The following is an 18,853-nucleotide window of genomic DNA, read 5'->3' on the forward strand; positions in this document are numbered from 1 at the left end:
AATCAAATGCTTTCTATACACGCCGTTCTCGTCGGAGATCTGGAGGATGTACTGCCCGTTGGGCAGGTGGCCTGTGGGCACGCTTATTTTTGGGCCTTGGGCTTTTAGGGAAAGTACCGATTCGAAGGCCTGGCTGATGATCTGTATTTCCACCTCTGGGCCCGGCTCCCCGTCCTTGGCGGCCAGGTTGGTGACGGTGACCTCCTCGTCCGCGGGGTTAGGGCTGAGGGTATAGCTGCTCAGGGGGCAGTTGGGGCCGCTGATAAAGCAGAAGGTGAAGGGCGTGCTGCCGCAGGGGTTGGTGGCCGTGCCGTTAAAGGAAAAGGGGAATGGGGTCATGGGCTGCACCTCAAAGGTGATGCGGCTGGTGAAAGGATCCCATGACCAGCTTACCGGCCCGCCGCTAAGCTGCCAGTTCACGTCCGGTGGCACGGCATCCGGGATGCCCCCTATGGTGACCTCCGCCTGGTGAAATCCCGGGCATACCCCGTGGCAGGAGCCTGTGATATAGGGGTCGCCGTTTACGGTGGGGTTGGTAAAGGAGGGGGTGCCCACCCATACCGTTTTGGGTATTTCGACCTCCCCGCAGTCGGTTTCGACATGGAAGGTAATGGTGCCGAAGCCCCTGTTGTGTACACTGGCCGGGCTGAGGTTCGCCGTGGTGCCTGAGCCGGAGGAGGAACTGAACAGGTTGGCTGGGGTTGCGGTCCAAGAGACGCTGGCCCCTTGGGGAGGGTCTTGCAGGGTAAATGACGTGGTGGAACAGAGGTAGTCGGGGCCGGAGATGGTCAAGGTTTCGATGACGGCGCATACTGCAGAAAAAGCATTAGCCCTTCCAAATCCAAATTCATTACTTCGTCCATTTACATAATTGAATCCACCAACTTGGTCAGCTGCATTGGTAATAATATCAAATACCTGAAGATATGTAAGATCAGGGTTGATTGAGAGTACAAGAGCAGCAATCCCTGCAATTTGTGGGGCGGCAGCAGAAGTTCCACCGAACCTTCCTGTATATGCCAGAAAATTTGGGCCTGCATTTGGCAACTCCTCTCCCCAGGGTGGTGGATTAAAAGTTTGCGTTTGTGGTACCCCGGGTACAGTAAATTGAGGCCAGGGATTATCACCGGTATTTCCGGGAATATCAATCGTCCATATTTCAAACGTCTCACCTACTATTCCACCTGGTGTACCCGGGGGGTATGCACCTGGAGGATAAGCCCTATGAGAGGGGGCAACAATATCAATAATCTGATTATTAGGGCTTTGAGGGTTACTTGTAGGACTATAATCTGCTTGAAGATCATCTCGATCAGATGCCCCAACCGTAAAAACCCCTGGTATATTGACATTTGCAGGAAAAGCAATAACCCCGTCAAAATTTTCAGTATGTCTGGCAGTATTACCCGCTGAAAAAACAAATACAGAGCCACGACCATTTCTACCTTGATTTACAGCTTGTTGGATAGCATTTACGATACAAGGGATGAGATTTGGGCTTGGGGCTTCATTTGGATTTTGGGGTAAATATCCCCAACTGTTGGAAATAATATCTGCCCCATTATCAGCGGCAGATGTTATAGCATCGGCCACCAAGTTTGGCATGATTCCTTCTCCAAAACTATCAAAAATTCTTATAGGCATAATTATTGACTCAGGGGCGATGCCAGTTATTCCTTCATTGTTGTTTCTTGTGGCACCAATTATCCCTGCGCAACTATTACCATGATTTAAGTTGTTTGCAGGAGAAGGATCATCGGCATCACCATCTGCATAATTACTATCCAGTAACCGTAATTGTCTCGCATTTGGCAAATCCGGATGGTTAGGGGTAAGTCCATCATCTAAAACAGCTATAATTATATCTGCACTTCCCTGGGTAATTTCCCAAGCTTCCGGGGCATCAATATCTGCATCTGGGGTACCTACACTTCCTTGGACAGGGTTAAAAACCTGACCGGTATTATGTAAATAAAACTGATTTTGGAAATAGGTGTCATTGGGAATTGCCTGAAATTGTTTCGGACTTACTACAAAATTCGGATGAGAAAAGGTGGTAAGCCCACTTTCCTGTATTATGTTTGCCATCCTTAAGGCATCAGTGCCTCTTGGCACCCTGTATAGATCATAAATGAGTGTTGATTTGATAAATATCAAGCCTAAGTCATTAATAAGGGAATCTAGTTTATCTGTATTAGCCTCTTCTCTTTTTTGGAGGACAATTTCATCACCTATTCCCATTTCGAGCCCCGAAGGCTCCTTGTAAACGGGCTGTAATACATAAACTCCGGGAATAGCATTTATTTGGTCAAGAAGTTGCTGTCTGGCCTGAGAGCTGGGAAGAGTAATGAAAAAATTTCTCTCATCAAACCGGTCAATTACAACCTGATTCTCATTGACCCCTAAAGCATCCAAAATGCTAGAAGTATCAATTGCTTTATCAAAACTCACCAAAAATTTACTTTCAGATTTTTCTAAGCTAATCTTTTCGTCAAAAGCATAATAAAACTCAACTTCACTTTGGATGAACCCCATAAATATAATTGTGATTGGAAAAAAAATTATTCCCAGTAAAATTATTATTTTTTTTATGATAGGTCCGTTTTATGTTAATTAATCGATTTTTTCTGCAAATAATATTAATATTTGATATTGGTATTTAAAACCCGGAGCGAAAATTGAACCATGACAAAGAGGGTAAATCATTTCTTCTTCATTAGCATGGCGATATCTAAACCTCACTTTGAAATCAGGGTTACCTTTAGTAGCCTGCAGATCAAAAACATATTGCCACTGCCAATTATCAAAAATGCCTGGCGGAAATTCCACAACATTTTCAGGAAAATTATAGGTTAACAAGGTATCGGCAGGAGTGGCAATTAAAAGACCTTCACCAATTTCATAAGGTTCTCTTGTCAGGCAGGGGTCAAAACCGAAAATATACCCAGTGGTTGTATAAACAATTTGATCATTATCCGTCTCCCCCATTTCCTGACAAGCCCCAATAAATGTCATTTTACCGATGAGTAGCATCAAACAGCTAAGCCTACACAACCTTGAACTTACCTTTTCCATCATTTTTATCCATTTTATTTGAGGGTTCATAATTGGAATCCATTAACTCCTACCTTAATCCCCATACGTAATAAAGAAAGATAATGCTACAATAAATAAAAAAAATTTAATTAAACAAATTTTAGTTTGAATTTGTTTTATGAACTGAAAAATGTCAAAAAATAAGGCAATTAATATATCACAAGTCTCAAATACCTCCCAAGTGCTTTTGCAATTAGAAACTTCTTTATATTCTATCACTAAAGTATAAGTATCCTTAAAAATAGAAAATTTCCCATCCGATGATCGATTTGAATTTTGAAAAAAAAATATTAGTTAATATAACTTTAAATAACAAATACAATTTTTTTCATGTGTTTATATTTTCTTTTCAGCGGCCATATAGCTTGCCCCGAACTCGATTCGGGGGAATCTCGCAACCATAATCATCCCGGTGTGTGACGTGCTCGTCATGCTCGATTTCATATGTTTATAATTGTCTTTTCAGCGGTCATATGGAATGCCCTAGATAATCATCCCCCTGTGTGAGAATTCTTTCTCATGGGCATTTCATATGATTATAAATTGTTTTTTAAAGGCCATATAGCCTGCCCCAGACTCGCTTCGGGGGAATCTCGCATCTCCCCGTATCGGGGCATCCCAGTGTGTGACGTGCTCGTCATGCCCTGACTGCCGTCAGGACAGGCTCGATTTCATAAGCATTCATTTTTGGAAATATTGATTAAATTATAGGGAGGTGCGGTCGCATATGCATCCTGACATATATAATATTTTTAACTGGAATTTCACTTATTTGAAAATATAATTTGTCCCCTGTTTGCCAATCATTTGTATCCGGCAGTTCAAGACTCATTATTACATTGAAATATGTTTTATCGGCAAATGCTACCGAACCTACTTCAATTTCTTTGCCTTTTAGGTCAAAAACTTCAATCAAATATCCCTCATTAGTACATCCATGTCCGATTATAACCCCTGATAGACAATTGCTGCTTTCAGGAGAAGCACTTTCTGCACAACTCCAACCCAAAATCAACGGCGACAATAATAATATCAACAAATTTTTCATGATCACTGAAGTTTAATTCCGCAAGAATAAGTGAGCCAAATACTGCTTCTCCGGGTTTTATTGAAGAGAATTGAACCAATTCGATCCTCTCCCCCTCCAGTTTTAGGAGGGGGACGCAAGGGGGTGGTCAAGACAGGGTGGAGTTACAGATTAGTTTTCCGAAGTCAAGGGTTTTTTTCCAAGTAGCCCGCCAGAAACTGGGGTGGGGATGTCCAAATATTCTCATACCATGGATGGGGTTCCGTTGAGTTTAATCCCTCGGGTTTGAGGGATTGGTGTTTTTCCACTAACCTATGTTTCGGACAAAATCAAAAACTTGGATTTGTAGAAGGTTTACCATTTCCGCTAGTGGCTGGCTGTCAGAAAATAGGCCTGCCCTGAATTAGTCAGGGTCGTGCGGCTGGTTTGTGGTAGAGGCAGGATTTTTCTGATCCCGATTATCGGGAACAAAAAGAACGTAAAGTAAATGGAGAAAATAGTTTTTAATAGTCTCATGTAAGGTTAATGTTGCAAAAAAAACACTGCTTACCTGAGGTATGTAATTGAGAAAAAAAGAAAACTCTGATTAGCCCTGGTTTTGGAAGCGTTTTCAAGATCAGTGTGCCGGTAAAACCCATACAATCCTTTAACCTACTTTATTTTATCTAGGAAGTTTGCGAAGTTGAGTTGAACCCATCCCGAGGTTCCTGGGGCGTGGTGAGTTTCCAGGCCCCGGGTTTTCACTCCAATAGCTCGGGGTTAATGGGGTTTGTCCACTATCGTGGTCTTTGTGACCTCCCAAAGGGTTATGTACTCCACCCCATTATAGATTAGTTCAGTCCCTAAGTGACTGGATTTATTTAACAGACAATCAATCTACCATCATCCGTAAATTCTTCTACAAGCTTGGTGGCCTGAACAATATCACATAAAAATTTCTTTTCTCTTTCCGTCATAGATCAGGACTTTGGAACGATCGATGTTGGCTTTTAAATATGGGTTTTTGAGCGAGGAACCGGTCAATAAATCCACTTTCCTTCCAAAAAAAAGTTCAAGTTTATCCCATAAATCAATTAGCGTCTCCCCACGGGTCAATGGGTCGGTCGCATCGACCTCTACATAAAAATCAATATCACTGTTGGTTTCGTCAAAGCCTTGTATAGTAGATGAACCAAAGGCATAAAGAAACTTGACCTGGTGATTTTTGCACAAGCTCATAAATTCCTCCGACCTTGGTTTAATCTCTTCTTTAACCCTCATAGTAACAAATATAGTAAAATACGAACTTATTCCACCCACGACAACTCCCATCAAAAGGGATAGCCTATCCCAATATTAAATACATGCTGTCCCCTTTCCCCCAAGGGCCGGTTAAAGGAAAGGTTGTCCAGGATAAACCGCTCCCCCTCCGGCCTGGCGGGATCATAGGCCTTTATCCCCATGTCCAATCTTAGGACCAAAAAGTCAAAATCCATCCTTAGGCCCACGCCTGTTCCGACTGCTAATTCTTTGTAGAACCGATCCACCCTAAAGTCTGTTCCTTCCCGGGTAGGATCTTCCTCAAAGGTCCAACTATTGCCCGCATCAATAAAGAAGGCCCCGTCAAAATACCCGAACAACTTGCGCCTATATTCAAACATGGCCTCAAAAAGGATTTCCCCAGGTTGCTCAAAGCGATAGTCAAAGGTGCCGTCTTCCCTCCTCTCAGGGGTAAAGGATCCCGGTCCTAATCGTCTGGGCTGCCAAGCCCGGATACTTGTACTTCCCCCTGCAAAAAAGTATTTTTCGTAAGGCAGAATGCCGTCACTCACCCCATATGGTTTTGCTAATCCCAAGTTTAACCTGTAGGCAAAGGTACTTCTGTTGTCGATTGGCAGGTATCTCCTAAAATCCGTCTGGAATTTCAAAAATTGAAAATATTGAAGAGACCGGTCCTCGACCAGTTCCCTGTTCACAAAATTAAGAGAAGTGCCCCCGCTTTCGAAAAAGATCCTGAGCATGGAGGCCTGGGAGCGGTTATAAAGCCCGTATTGGTTGAAATTTACGATAACCTGCCCAGAAATACTGCTGACATAGGAGGGAAGGAAGGAATTGATCAAGTTATTTCCTTGGTTCTGCAATTCCACCAGGCGCTCCTCAAAAAGGGGATTAAGGGCAGACCGGATAAGGTTTGCATCCAATAAGCTGACAGAAAATTGTTGCCTAAGGTCCCGGGTGGCCCAGTTATAGGCAAAAATGGTATTGAGGGCATCCCTTACATATTCAGGCCTATTTACATAGCTATACCCTAGGAGTACCCTTGTCCTGGGATTATATCGGCCAAACCGCTCCAAAGTTCCAAAATCGAAAGGCACCAGAAACTGAGGGAAAATTACGGATCCTGAGGCACTGAGCTCCCTACTTCTATAGACACCCCCTTCTGTGGTAGCAGAGGCTACCCCCTCCAATCCTGCCCTGAAATTAAACTCAAAGATTTCTAATCCCCTAAATAAGTTCCTATTCCTCAAGGAATGGCTAAAGAATGGCCCGGGTAGCTGTTCGGTTACACTTGCTCCTAGCTGGTTTGTAATTTGGTATTTTTGATTAGGTCGGGTATAAATTCTTGTAGTCAGGGAGTTCCCCAAGGTATCAAAGGATATATTGACAAACCTGAACATGTCCAGGTTAGCTAATTGTCTTTGGGTCTCTATTACATCACTACGGTTGTATTTCCCTCCCTTTCTTAAAAAAATCCTGGAGTTAATCACTTTTTCAGAATACCTGTCCCTATAGAGCTCATAGCGTATGCCTTCATACTCCTTGGAAATGTTTTCGTCGGAAATCACATCTGTAGGACTAGCTATCGAGAACAAAACGGAATCAATACTATACACCGTGTGCTTTTCCGCAGGTCTTGGCACTCGGATTATCTGTTCTATGGTTACTTTTTTTTCTAAGGAATCCTTGTACACATTGTACTCCAAAAAAGACTTTGAAAAGGTATAATACCCATTGTCCTTCAGCAAATCCTCTACCCTTTGCCGTTCTCTGCTTAGGTCACTTTGTATGTATCGGTTGCCAACTTTGATGTGGGATCTTCTCCTGTTTTCAGAAAGCAACTCCAGTAAATCCTTGTCCTGGGTTCTGGTGAATGTACTATCTATTACGTATGGGGAGTTTTCCTTTATCCTGTACCTGATGAATGCCCTCCTTTTTTTCTTGTCTACGTCGGTTTCCACTTTGGCATCAAAAAAACCATGATTAACCAAATAGGCCAGGATTTGCCGTTTTGATTCTTCTGTCTTTGAACTGTCAAATAAAACCAAGGGATTCCCGGTACGCATAAACCAATTGCCGTATTCAAGTTTACGTTCTAACCTGGAAATTTGCGAGACTACTTTGCCTAGCCTCCTATTAAGCTTTCCGCTTTCACCACGTGTTTCTATTTGATTTTCTATGGTTTGCTTTTCACTTTCCCAGCTTTCCATCCTCTCCGCCAGCCGGGTACTGTCGTAGGAAATTTCCCCTATCTTGTATAGGATTACCCCTGGGGAGATATTCAGCAAGGGGATACGGGTATTGGGTTTTTGTTGGATATTGCTTCTTATGACTTCGGCATCACTTTCTTGAATGCCCTGGGTGTCTACATCATATACCAGATATTGCCCCTCCCTGAGACTTCTGGTCATGGAGCAACTTCCAAGAAAGAGGATGAAAATGATAAAGTTTATATATTTGATGCGAATCACTACTACATTCCCTGCTAAATGGTAAGCAAAAATACGGTTAAGTTTATTAAATCCTTGCACCGGAAAAAATTCCGCAAGCAAGAACAAAGTTTTTTTGTGGAAGGGGCTAAAAATGTAACGGAATTGTTGCGGGCTAATTTCACAGTTACCAAGCTTCTTTGTACAGAAAAATTTAAAAATCAGCATCATGAGCTTATGGATAGTATTGAGGGGGAAGCCATTTTAGTGGGTCAGCATGAACTAAGTCAAATAGGAACCTTTCAAACCAACGACGCCGCATTGGCCGTAGCCACAATACCGAAAGCAGAAGATTTTGAAATTGGGAAAGGGGATTTGGTGTTGGCATTGGACGATGTGAGAGACCCGGGAAACCTAGGAACTATCATCCGCATAGCAGATTGGTACGGCATTGAAAAGTTGATTTTATCCCCAGAAACAGCCGACTTCTACAACCCAAAAGTATTAAACGCCAGTATGGGGTCATTTTGCAGAGTTCGCTTTATGTATAAGGCTCTGGATACGGTGTTGGGCGAAATAAAAATACCGGTTTTTGGGGCTTTTGTAGATGGGGACAACCTGCATAAACATGATTTGGGTAGGGAAGGGGTCATCCTTGTGGGAAATGAATCAAGAGGCATTTCTGCGGACTTAGCACCTTATATCCATCATAAGATCAGCATCCCCCAGTTCGGGGCTGCCGAATCCCTCAATGTGGCTATTGCCACGGCTGTGATATGTGACAACTTTATGCGTAAAAAAAATCAAAAATCTTTTGATCAATGAAGAAACTTAAATCCACCTTGGCAAAGGCAGGGTTCAACACCTTTTTTTTCTTGTTGTTGTTTAGTCTATTGTTGGCCTATTTATTTCCAGCATGGGGAGATGAAAGAAGCTTTTTGCCCTTAGAGGATATCACCTATTATGGGGTCGCCTTGATCTTCTTCTTTTATGGGGTAAAAATAAGTCCTAAAAGCCTGCTGGATGGCCTGGTGAATTGGAGGCTGCACCTTTTGGTGCAAAGTAGTACCTTCCTATTGTTTCCCTTGTTGATTCTGCTGGTTCACATGGTTTTTGGCAAAGAGGGAGATTATTTTTGGACAGGGACTTTCTATTTGGCAGCCTTGCCTTCCACGGTTTCTTCTTCGGTAGTCATGGTATCTATCGCAAAAGGGAACTTACCCGCTGCTATTTTTAACGCCAGTTTTTCCAGTATACTTGGCATATTTGTTACCCCGTTATGGATGGGGCTATTTCTGAGCACTGCATCAGCGGATTTTGAGTTGATGGAAACCTTTGTCAAACTGATCAAGCAAATCCTCGTTCCGGTAATCCTTGGTTTGTTTTTTCATAAATACTGGGGCGAATGGACCAGTAGGTATTCGGCTTGGCTTAAGCGGTTCGACCAGACCATCATCTTATTGATTGTCTTCACTGCATTTGCCAGTTCTTTTGGAAGCGGGATGTTTGAAGGGCAAGCATTAGGACAGTATTTAATGCTTGGCCTTTGGATGAGCCTGCTTTTCTTTTTGATGCTTGGGATAATGCATGTGTTTGGAAAGAAGCTGGGATTAGACCGTGCAGATCGCGTTACTGTTCTCTTTTGCGGATCAAAAAAATCCTTGGTTCAGGGTGCTGTAATGGGCAAGATTCTTTTTCCGAACCCGACGGTGTTTGGAGTGGTCCTTCTTCCCTTGATGATCTATCACACCCTTCAGCTGATCTATGGAAGTGCACTAGCCGAAAAGATGGGGGAAAACACCAAGGATCATTAGGGGGATTTCAGTTGTCGATAATACAATTTGGCCATTTAACCCCTCTGCCTACTTCCTCAAAACTCCTTCCTGATAAAGAGCCCATAATTTCCGGCATATTCAAAAAGGGACCCTGATTGACCAAGGGTGGCGCCCAATCCAAATTGCGTTTTTCCTGGACTTTGAAACCCCTACTCATTACTCCGCCAAACTCAAAGGGCAATGAATACTAAATGGATTCCTCTTAGCCATTTAGTGGCCTTGAACTCAGGTTTCTTCACCTCCCTAGGGAGTTAACATTCCAGTCTATTCCAAACTTATCCTTTAAACCCCCATGCCAATCGCCCCAAAATTGCTTTTCAAACGGCATTTGAACGGTGCCATCTTCGCTAAGGGAGTTGAAAACATGGCTGGCATGTTCTGTATCTTCTAAAAGTAGGCTAAGAGACACGTTGGTACCTGAGGGTTGGGTCTTACGATCCGGGAATACGTCACAGGCAAAGAATCGTGCCTCAGCAAATTCAAATTGAGCATGTAAGATTTTGGAATGGTAACTGTCGGATACTTGATTTCCCAGAACCTTGTAGCGCTGTTCTATGTTGATAGTACCATTAAATATATGCGAATAGAAAGTTAAAGCTTCTTCACAATTTCCGTCAAACCGCAAATAGGGAACAAGATGTATAAGTGAGGTTTTCATAACGAATAGGTTTATTTTGAGTATAAAAATACTTGGTTGGTATGTAAGTTACTATAATTTTCGTCAAATGGATACCTTATTATTGTAAATTAAGGCTAAAATCAGAGATATGCAGCAACTAGATGTGGAGGAGTTTCTTACTAGAAGAAAGGAGTTTCCTTTGTTGGACACGCGTTCTCCCGCTGAGTATTTTCAGGGGCATATTCCTTGTGCCATCTCTTTTCCCCTTTTCACTGACACAGAAAGAGCCAATGTGGGGATTGCATACAAAAGTTTCGGAAAAAGGGAGGCCTTAAAGGTGGGTTTGGAGGCAGTCGGTCCCAAGATGGCTGACTTTATCCGGAGGGCGGAAACATTGGATTCGCAATCCTTGCTTATTCATTGTTGGAGAGGGGGGATGAGGTCTTCCAGTATGGGCTGGCTATTGGAAACCGCCGGTTTTCAGGTCATGTCCTTGAAGGAAGGCTATAAAGGCTATAGGGCCTTTCTTCTACATACCTTTTCCCGCCCCATCAACTTTAGGGTATTGACAGGTGCTACCGGGTCTGGTAAGACTCTTGTATTACAAGCCTTGAAGGACTTGGGCGCACAAGTAATAGACCTAGAGGCACTGGCCTGCCACAATGGATCCAGTTTTGGCAACCCGCTGAGCAAAGGACAGCCCAGTACGGAACAGTTTCAAAACGACCTCTTGGAGGTGATCCTCAATATGGATGCGAACAAAGTAGTTTGGGTGGAGGATGAATCCTTTATGATTGGGAGAGTACATTTACCGGAGGCCTTCTATTTACAAAAGCAGGAGGCTGATCATATCCAATTATCAGTTCCCCTTACTTTTAGAATTGAAAATTTAGTAAAAACATATGGCGAGCTTCCTGCCGAGCAATTAATTACAGCCACAGAAAGAATCCGGAAAAAATTAGGGGGTAAGAATACTGATTCTGCTATTGCTGCCATAGAAAACGGGGATTTGGGAGTGGCGGCCAGCCTTATCTTGTATTATTATGATAAAGCTTATGCAGTATCTACTGATAGAAAAAAGGGAAAGGTCATAAAAACCATCCCTTTAGAAGGGCCTGGGGTGTTGGAGGTTGCCAAATACTTACATTCAATGTATCAATGAGGAATAATGAACGACTCAATCAAACTTACACAATATAGCCATGGAGCTGGCTGCGGATGCAAAATAGCCCCTTCTGTGCTGAAAGAGATTCTTGGCAATCCTGATATAGGTACACCTGAATTCCCTCACCTTTTAGTAGGTAATGAGCAAAGTGATGATGCGGCAGTAGTGAATTTGGACGGGGAAACGGCAATTGTAAGCACGACCGACTTTTTTATGCCCATAGTGGACGACCCTTATACCTTCGGAGCAATAGCGGCCACGAACGCATTAAGCGATATTTATGCCATGGGGGCCCAACCTATCATGGCCATTGCGATTTTGGGATGGCCCATATCCACCATTCCACCGCAAATTGCAGGGGAGGTATTAAATGGAGGAAGGCAGGTATGTCATAAGGCTGGCATTCCACTGGCCGGTGGACATTCTATCGACTCCCCGGAACCCATTTTTGGATTGGCCGTGACCGGAAAAGCCCCAATCCATCAAATTCGAAGAAATAACGGTGCCAGGAAAGGGGACCTTATCTACCTGAGTAAACCCATTGGCGTGGGAACAGTAACTACCGCAGAAAAGAAAGGGTTGGCAAGAAAAAATGACCTGGAAATAGCAAAGGCAAGTATGCTGCGACTTAATGATATTGGCCTTATCGCAGCTGCTTGGGAGGAGGTACATGCGATCACCGATGTCACTGGCTTTGGCCTGGGTGGACATTTACTGGAAATGGCGGATGGAAGCGGATTGTCTGCCCAGATTGAAATGGAAAAAGTGCCCATATTTGACTTTGTTTCACATTACCTGAATTTGGAATGCTATCCTGGGGGCACACTTAGGAATTGGAAAAGCTATGGAGACAGAATAATTCTTAGCCATGAGAATCAGCAATATATTTTAGCCGATCCCCAGACCAGCGGGGGATTGCTTTTTGCTGTGGATCCCAGCAAGGCGGAGGAGTTTGAGGGTAAAATGACCCAGCACTCCTATGCGCTAAGGCCATTTGGGGTCTTCAGGTCAAAGAAACCTAATGGGATCATAGTGATTGACTAAGTAAACATGGGGTGCCTTTCGAAAGGCTTTTCCCTATCGAAGAGATAGCGGTAGGTGTGGTGCGTTTTGTATATTTTGGCATTTAGCTGTTCGCACACCCGCATCATCTTTGGGTTGAAGTCCCCAATCCAGTTCATTTCTATAGTTTTATAGGGTAGATTTTCCTTATCGATCATATCCCTGTAAGAAATGATCATGGCACTTTCTACTCCCTTTCCTTGCAATTCAGGTACAACCCCAAATACCAATCCCAGCATTTTGTCAGGTGGATTAAAGGTTTTATGCCAAAGGAATCTCAGTTTTCCAATAAGGTCTAACGACCCGTTGACGTGCTTAAAAAGTTGGTTGATTTCAGGTATGTTTATAAAGAATGAGACGGGTTCCCCTTTGTGAAAACCAAAATACACCAATCTAGGATCAATAATTGGTTTCATTTTGGTTAACATCAATTTGGCCTCCCTCTCGGAGATGGACTTGCCCATATGCCTGGCCCAGGCTTTGTTATAGACTTTCATGAAATATTCAGGGAATTTTCCCCAAAGTTCCTTGCCTTTTAAGTAGCGAAATTGAAAGTCAGGATCAGCTAGGATTTCCTTAGCCCTGCCTTCCATCTTTGCTTCTATGGTTACCCCATACACAGATCGCATGTAAGTATATTGCTTAAAATACACTTGAAACCCATATCGCTCAAATAGATCCTGATAATAGGAGAAGTTCCAGGGCATGTTGTAATTGGGCGGCGAAAAGCCATCTACCAATAGCCCCCACCATTTGTCCCTTTCTCCAAAATTCACGGGGCCATCCATGGCTTCCATGCCTTGTTTCTCCAACCATGCCTTGGCAGTGTCAAACAATAAAAAGGCGGCTTTTTCATCATGGATACATTCAAAAAACCCTAACCCACCTGTAGGTTGTTTTTCCTTCCACTTGGGATTGATAAAAGCCGCAACCCTGCCTATGGTATGTTTATCATCGTCCTTCAATAACCATCTTTTGGCCTTCCCGCCTTGCTTGAAAAGCTTATTGGTGTTGGGGTCAAATAGGCCTTCAATATCATTGTCCAAAGGTTGGATCCAATCTTTTTCCTGCTTGTATAGCCGGACGGCCATTCTTAAAAACTCCTTTTTCTCTTCAGCGGAGTTTACTTCAATCAATTGCATAGCGATAGGGAATTTATGCCAATGGAATCTTTCTCCAGAGGTTTGCTACGCAAACAAAAGAAATTTATGTGAAAAAAGGTAATGGAGGGATGTTTAAGGTTGGCAGTTTTCGCTCCTTTCTTAGCCTTAATAAGGCTAATTATACATGTAAGCTCCCTAATTGAACTTTTAATTGGCCATTTCTATCTCGTCCTAAAAAGGAGGATGGAAAATGACCAAGTTCAAAGCGCCTTGGCTTATATCCCTTTATTGAGATTCCTTACATTCACCATATAAATCAAAGGCTGTGGCATCAGTTACCTTAACTTCCACAAAGTCTCCGATCCTGCAGAAATGTTTTTTGGCATCTATAAGCACCTCATTGTCTACTTCTACCGAGTCAAATTCTGTACGTCCCACAAAGTGCCCACTTTCTTTTTTATCGATAAGCACCTTATAGGTGTTGCCGATTTTTTTCTGGTTATGCTCCAAGGAGATGTTTTCTTGTATTTCCATGATCCTGTCAGCCCTTTCCTGTTTTTCCTTTTCAGAAATGGTGTCCTCCATGCCGAAAGCATGTGTACCATCTTCATGGGAATAGGTGAAGACTCCTAACCTTTCAAACCGCATTCTCTCTACAAAGGAGAGCATTTCTTCAAATTCTTTTTCTCCCTCACCGGGGTGGCCTGTAATCAAGGTGGTTCGGATGGCTATTTCGGGGATACGGTCCCGAATGGAATGGATCAATGTCTCTTGTTTTTCTCGGGTTGTTCCTCTTCTCATGGTTTTCAATACCTTTGAAGAGCCATGTTGCAGAGGGATATCCAAGTAGTTACAGATGTTGGGATGTGAGGCCATCACATCAATTACATCCATGGGAAACCCCGTGGGATAGGCATAGTGAAGGCGTACCCACTCTATTCCATCCACCTCTGCCAATGCCTGCATTAAATCCGCTAACTTTCTTTTTTGATAAAGGTCCAATCCATAATAGGTGCTGTCCTGGGCAATTAGAAGCAGTTCCTTGGTTCCCTGCGAAGCTTTATGCCTGGCCTCTTTTACCAGTTCCTCAATGGGTCGGGAGATATGGCCTCCCCGCATCAAGGGGATGGCGCAAAAAGAGCATGGCCTGTCGCATCCTTCCGAAATTTTCATATAAGCATAGTGGGAGGAATGGCTAAGTAGGCGTTCTCCCACCAGTTCGTGTTTGTAGTCCGCCTTAAACTTTTTGAGCAGTGCGGGGAGATCGCGTGTGCCAAAGAAGGCATCCACCTGGGGGATCTCTGCTTCTAAGTCATCTTTATACCTTTGGGATAGGCATCCAGTTACATAAACCTTATCCACCAAGCCCCGATCTTTCGCATCTGCATAGGTCAGGATGGTGTCTATGGACTCTTGCTTGGCATTTTCAATAAACCCACAGGTATTAATAATCACGATGTTATTATCCTTCTCATTTGACTCGTGGGAGGCATCTATACCATTTCCTTTTAATTGGCTAAGCAACACCTCTGAATCCACTAGGTTTTTGGAACATCCCATGGTGATGATGTTGACTTTGTCTTTCTTTAAAGTTCTCGTTTTCAAGGCGTATTAATTTCCCGCAAAAGTACGAAAAATAAAAGGATTGAGTAGAGGGGAAAGGTTAATGTTAATGAAACATTAAGTAAATCAGCGTTTTCGCATTCTAAAGTAAAGATAGCTTAATAGGAAAAATAAGGTTTGCGATCGGATTAGGATTACCTTTGAAGCAGTAATACAGCAAATTTTTTTACTCCTTGCATCCATTTTTCAAGCCGCGCCGATGGGAATCGGCGCTTTTTCGTTATTTATTCTTAAGGATACTTGCTATTTACCAAAAAATACCCCGATTAGGGTATTTTTTACTAGCACTCACCTTTCTAAATTGCCATCCAATTCAATTGTGTATAAATGATCTTGTCAGTATTTCACATATGTTTGCTTTTGGGACTATTGTTTTCGGCCTTCTATTTTTTTTCTTACTCCCATTCTTCTACCCATGCTAAAACGCACTGGGTAGTCTTTATGGTGATTTTGTTCACCTTTATTTTTGAAGTAGTTTGGAATTTTTCCGTGGCTCATGGAGTAGAATCCATCTTACTTTATAATAGCTTGTTTGTGTATGGAAAGGTGATTTTGATCCTTTTTCTCTTTTATAATTTGCCATTTTCCTGTGGCTTGGAGAGAAAGGTTTTGTTGGCTATTTTCCTTCTTCTATTTTTCGGGTTGATCAATAGTTTCTTTTTTCAACCCTTGTCCCTGAAAATTCAGACCTATTCTTATCTTTTTGGAAATTTGCTCGTACTCTTTTTTTCCGTGTTCTTTTTCAAGGATATTTTGAGGCAGAGTAAGTTTAAACATGTCAATTTACTTTCTTTACCTTTTTTCTGGATTGCCACTTTTGCCCTTTTTTCCACGGGGGAAAGTATTATTTACACTGCTTTTTCAAGCTTGTTTTTCCCCATGCAAATGACAAAACTAGGCTTTGTTCAATTGTTTGTTCATTTCTTTTCTGGGCTAATGTACCTGGTTTTCGGGTTGGCTTTTTATGCTCCTATTTTCTTCCGAAAGGGATATGTATGATTATTCCTTAAGTATGGAGGTAATCCTAAAAGTTGTATTTTTAATTTTCTCCAATAAATGTAAATTTACGCTCTCATTTTAAAAAAGCGATTTATGCCCTATTTATTCACCTCAGAATCTGTTTCAGAGGGACACCCGGATAAAATTTCAGATCAAATTTCAGATGCTATCATAGATCATTTTTTGGCCTTTGACCCTAACTCTAAAGTTGCCTGCGAAACCATGGTAACCACCGGGCAGGTCATACTGGCTGGGGAGGTGAATTCCAACACCTATTTGGATGTGCAAAAGATAGCCAGGGAGGTGATCAACCGCATTGGCTACACCAAAGGAGCATATATGTTTGATGGGAATTCTTGCGGGGTGCTATCCGCTATCCATGAGCAATCTGCGGACATCAATCAGGGGGTGGATAGGGGAAATCCCGAAGAACAGGGAGCCGGAGACCAAGGAATGATGTTTGGTTATGCCACTAAGGAAACGGAAAACTATCTTCCCTTGGCATTGGACCTTTCGCATAGGTTGTTAAAAGAACTTGCAAATATAAGGAGAGAAAATTCCGACATTACCTATTTAAGACCTGATGCCAAAGCACAGGTCACCATCCAATACGGAGATGACAATCAACCGGAAAAGATTCATACCATCGTGCTTTCCACCCAACATGATGATTTTGCTGATGAGCAAAGCATGCTGGAATGCATAAAGGAGGATGTGATCGCTATTCTTATCCCAAGAGTAAAGGCTCAATTGCCTCCTTCCATTCAGAGCATGTTTACCGAGGATATCATTTTTCATATCAATCCTACAGGCAAATTTGTGATTGGGGGCCCCCACGGGGACACCGGGCTTACTGGCAGAAAAATCATCGTTGACACCTATGGAGGAAAGGGTGCACATGGGGGTGGGGCTTTTTCTGGCAAGGACCCCTCAAAGGTGGACCGCTCGGCGGCCTATGCTACCCGGCATATCGCTAAGAATATGGTTGCTGCTGGAATAGCAGATGAAGTTTTGGTACAGGTTTCTTACGCTATCGGGGTTTCTCATCCCATGGGCTTATATGTAAACACCTATGGAACAGCAAAAGTGGGGTTATCAGACGGTGAAATAGCCAAACGAATAGAGAAGGTTTTTGACATGAGGCCATATGCAATAGAACAGCGACTTAAACTTAGGTACCCCATCTATGAGGAAACTGCTGCTTACGGGCATATGGGGAGGAATAATGAGGTGGTCACCAAAACCTTCTACTCCCCGGATAACGCCTCCATTACCTTAGAGGTGGAGCTTTTCACTTGGGAAAAACTGGACTATGTGGATAAACTGAAAAAAGTTTTTGAGATAGAATAAAAAAAGTGCCCCATTCCCTTGGGGCACTTTTTTTATAATTTTTTCTAGTTTAATAACCTCTCTTTCTATTTCAGGATTTCTGCCAAATAGGATATTATTAGGAAAAAAAGGCTTCTCCTGAGTGCAACCCCCAACCCTCCCCTCCTAAAACAAGATGGGCAGGATGGATTAACATTTAGAAGCCCAGTCCTTTTTATTTACCTGTTTTTTCCTCTTTAGTCACCCCGAACTTGTTTCAGGGAAACCTTGAGTGGTTGATAAATGGACTAAAAAATGATAACTATTTACCTACTCTCCCCCACATTTCAGCGATCAATTCATCATAAAACTCTGAAACCGTCATGCCCACGGCCCTCACTTGCTGGGATATCAGGCTGGTTTCCGTTTGGCCAGGGACAGTATTGATCTCGATAAAATAAAATTCCCCAGTGTTTTTTTCCAGGAAGTAATCCATTCTTACTGCCCCTTTACAGTTGAGTTTGGCATACACTGCCTCTGCGATTTGTTTTACTTTTGCCACTTCCCTTTCATCCATCCTCCCAGGGGTAATTTCCTCAGAAACCCCTGGTGAATATTTGGCCTCAAAATCAAAGAATTCTTTAGAACTGATGATTTCCGTGGCAGGAAGGACCCTTATCTCCTCGCCTACCTTATACATCCCAATGGAAAATTCCCTGCCATCCACAAACTCTTCCACCAAAACCTGATTATCTTCTTCAAAGGCCTTTACCAAGGCATCATCCATTTCCTCGGCCTGTTTTACCTTGCTCATGCCTATACTGCTGCCACCGGTATTGGGTTTTACAAAACAGGGAAGGGTAAGCTGACGCATCACTTCACCGGCTAGTCTGGTGCTATATCCCATCAATTGCATGGACTTGGCTACCTTAAGTTCGGGGATGTCTTGCAGGATGGCTTTGGTGTAGGCCTTGTTCATAGTGATGGCGGAGGTAAGGACATCACAGGTGGTGTAGGGAATCCCTATCATTTCCAAGTACCCTGCTAGTTTGCCATCCTCTCCGGGCGAGCCGTGGATAATATTGAAAACACCGTCAAAAGTCACTTTTCCCTCAGGAAGATCCAGGGAAAAATCATTCAAGTTAACCGGGAGTTTTTTGCCTTCCTTGGTTTCAAAGTACCAATCCCCAGGGTAGATAAAAATTTTATAGATGTTGTATTTTTCCTTATCCAGGTTTTTTTCCACAATGGCTGCACTCTTTAGGGAAACCACGTGCTCCCCTGTGAAGCCTCCTGTAATTAGGGCAATGTTCTTCTTCATCAGATGTCT

The 18,853-nt window shown here is 42.9% G+C and carries 15 protein-coding genes; 6 read left to right on the plus strand and 9 right to left on the minus strand.

Annotated features, from left to right (window positions below):
• The 5 genes from DB520_RS17980 to tamL all read right to left on the minus strand — a co-directional run.
• Positions 1-2,535 (minus strand): S8 family serine peptidase (locus tag DB520_RS17980; protein ID WP_114751169.1); only part of this gene is annotated, 2,535 nt, incomplete at its 3' end.
• A gap of 78 nt (positions 2,536-2,613) precedes the next feature.
• Positions 2,614-3,078, minus strand: a complete 465-nt coding sequence (locus DB520_RS17985) for a hypothetical protein (protein ID WP_114751170.1) — start codon at positions 3,076-3,078, stop codon at positions 2,614-2,616.
• Between the two features lie 718 nt (positions 3,079-3,796).
• On the minus strand, positions 3,797-4,144 hold the full coding sequence (locus DB520_RS17990) for a hypothetical protein (RefSeq protein WP_114751171.1): 348 nt from the start codon (positions 4,142-4,144) through the stop codon (positions 3,797-3,799).
• 903 nt (positions 4,145-5,047) lie between these two features.
• Positions 5,048-5,383: a nucleotidyltransferase family protein gene (locus DB520_RS17995; RefSeq protein WP_114751370.1), complete on the minus strand. Its 336-nt coding sequence runs from the start codon at positions 5,381-5,383 to the stop codon at positions 5,048-5,050.
• 50 nt (positions 5,384-5,433) lie between these two features.
• A complete protein-coding gene (gene tamL, locus DB520_RS18000) occupies positions 5,434-7,932 on the minus strand; it encodes a translocation and assembly module lipoprotein TamL (protein ID WP_449421223.1) in 2,499 nt (832 codons plus the stop codon).
• On the opposite strand from tamL, the gene DB520_RS18005 reads away from it, so the two are divergent.
• Both DB520_RS18005 and DB520_RS18010 read left to right on the plus strand, forming a co-directional pair.
• Positions 7,870-8,634 carry a TrmH family RNA methyltransferase gene (locus DB520_RS18005; RefSeq protein WP_114751173.1) on the plus strand — a complete coding sequence of 255 codons (765 nt, stop codon included), beginning with the start codon at positions 7,870-7,872 and terminating at the stop codon, positions 8,632-8,634. The genes tamL and DB520_RS18005 overlap by 63 nt on opposite strands.
• Entirely contained in the window at positions 8,631-9,623 is a 993-nt protein-coding gene (locus DB520_RS18010; RefSeq protein ID WP_114751174.1) for a bile acid:sodium symporter family protein, read from the plus strand. The genes DB520_RS18005 and DB520_RS18010 overlap by 4 nt, the downstream gene beginning before the upstream one ends.
• A 256-nt stretch (positions 9,624-9,879) precedes the next feature.
• Here DB520_RS18010 and DB520_RS18015 read toward each other — a convergent pair whose 3' ends face one another.
• On the minus strand, positions 9,880-10,302 hold the full coding sequence (locus DB520_RS18015) for a VOC family protein (RefSeq protein WP_114751175.1): 423 nt from the start codon (positions 10,300-10,302) through the stop codon (positions 9,880-9,882).
• 109 nt (positions 10,303-10,411) lie between these two features.
• Between DB520_RS18015 and mnmH the strand changes: the two genes are divergently transcribed.
• Together mnmH and selD are read left to right on the plus strand one after the other, a co-directional pair.
• A complete protein-coding gene (gene mnmH, locus DB520_RS18020; RefSeq protein ID WP_114751176.1) occupies positions 10,412-11,425 on the plus strand; it encodes a tRNA 2-selenouridine(34) synthase MnmH in 1,014 nt (337 codons plus the stop codon).
• A gap of 6 nt (positions 11,426-11,431) precedes the next feature.
• Positions 11,432-12,472 carry a selenide, water dikinase SelD gene (gene selD, locus DB520_RS18025; protein ID WP_114751177.1) on the plus strand — a complete coding sequence of 347 codons (1,041 nt, stop codon included), beginning with the start codon at positions 11,432-11,434 and terminating at the stop codon, positions 12,470-12,472.
• Here the strand turns inward: selD and DB520_RS18030 are convergent.
• Together DB520_RS18030 and rimO are read right to left on the minus strand one after the other, a co-directional pair.
• Positions 12,469-13,632, minus strand: a complete 1,164-nt coding sequence (locus tag DB520_RS18030; RefSeq protein ID WP_114751178.1) for a hypothetical protein — start codon at positions 13,630-13,632, stop codon at positions 12,469-12,471. The genes selD and DB520_RS18030 overlap by 4 nt on opposite strands.
• A gap of 246 nt (positions 13,633-13,878) precedes the next feature.
• Positions 13,879-15,198, minus strand: coding sequence for a 30S ribosomal protein S12 methylthiotransferase RimO (gene rimO / locus DB520_RS18035; RefSeq protein WP_114751179.1), 1,320 nt, complete (start codon positions 15,196-15,198; stop codon positions 13,879-13,881).
• Between the two features lie 345 nt (positions 15,199-15,543).
• Between rimO and DB520_RS18040 the strand changes: the two genes are divergently transcribed.
• Both DB520_RS18040 and metK read left to right on the plus strand, forming a co-directional pair.
• Positions 15,544-16,215 carry a hypothetical protein gene (locus DB520_RS18040; RefSeq protein WP_114751180.1) on the plus strand — a complete coding sequence of 224 codons (672 nt, stop codon included), beginning with the start codon at positions 15,544-15,546 and terminating at the stop codon, positions 16,213-16,215.
• A 93-nt stretch (positions 16,216-16,308) separates the two neighbouring features.
• Positions 16,309-17,565 carry a methionine adenosyltransferase gene (gene metK, locus DB520_RS18045; RefSeq protein WP_114751181.1) on the plus strand — a complete coding sequence of 419 codons (1,257 nt, stop codon included), beginning with the start codon at positions 16,309-16,311 and terminating at the stop codon, positions 17,563-17,565.
• A gap of 280 nt (positions 17,566-17,845) precedes the next feature.
• On the opposite strand, the gene DB520_RS18050 is transcribed toward metK, so the two are convergent.
• Positions 17,846-18,844 (minus strand): D-alanine--D-alanine ligase, encoded by a 999-nt coding sequence (locus tag DB520_RS18050; protein WP_114751182.1) that lies wholly within the window; start codon positions 18,842-18,844, stop codon positions 17,846-17,848.
• Between the last annotated feature and the right edge of the window lie 9 nt (positions 18,845-18,853).

The sequence above is a fragment of the Pleomorphovibrio marinus genome, from assembly GCF_003347495.1.
GTDB lineage: Bacteria > Bacteroidota > Bacteroidia > Cytophagales > Cyclobacteriaceae > Pleomorphovibrio > Pleomorphovibrio marinus.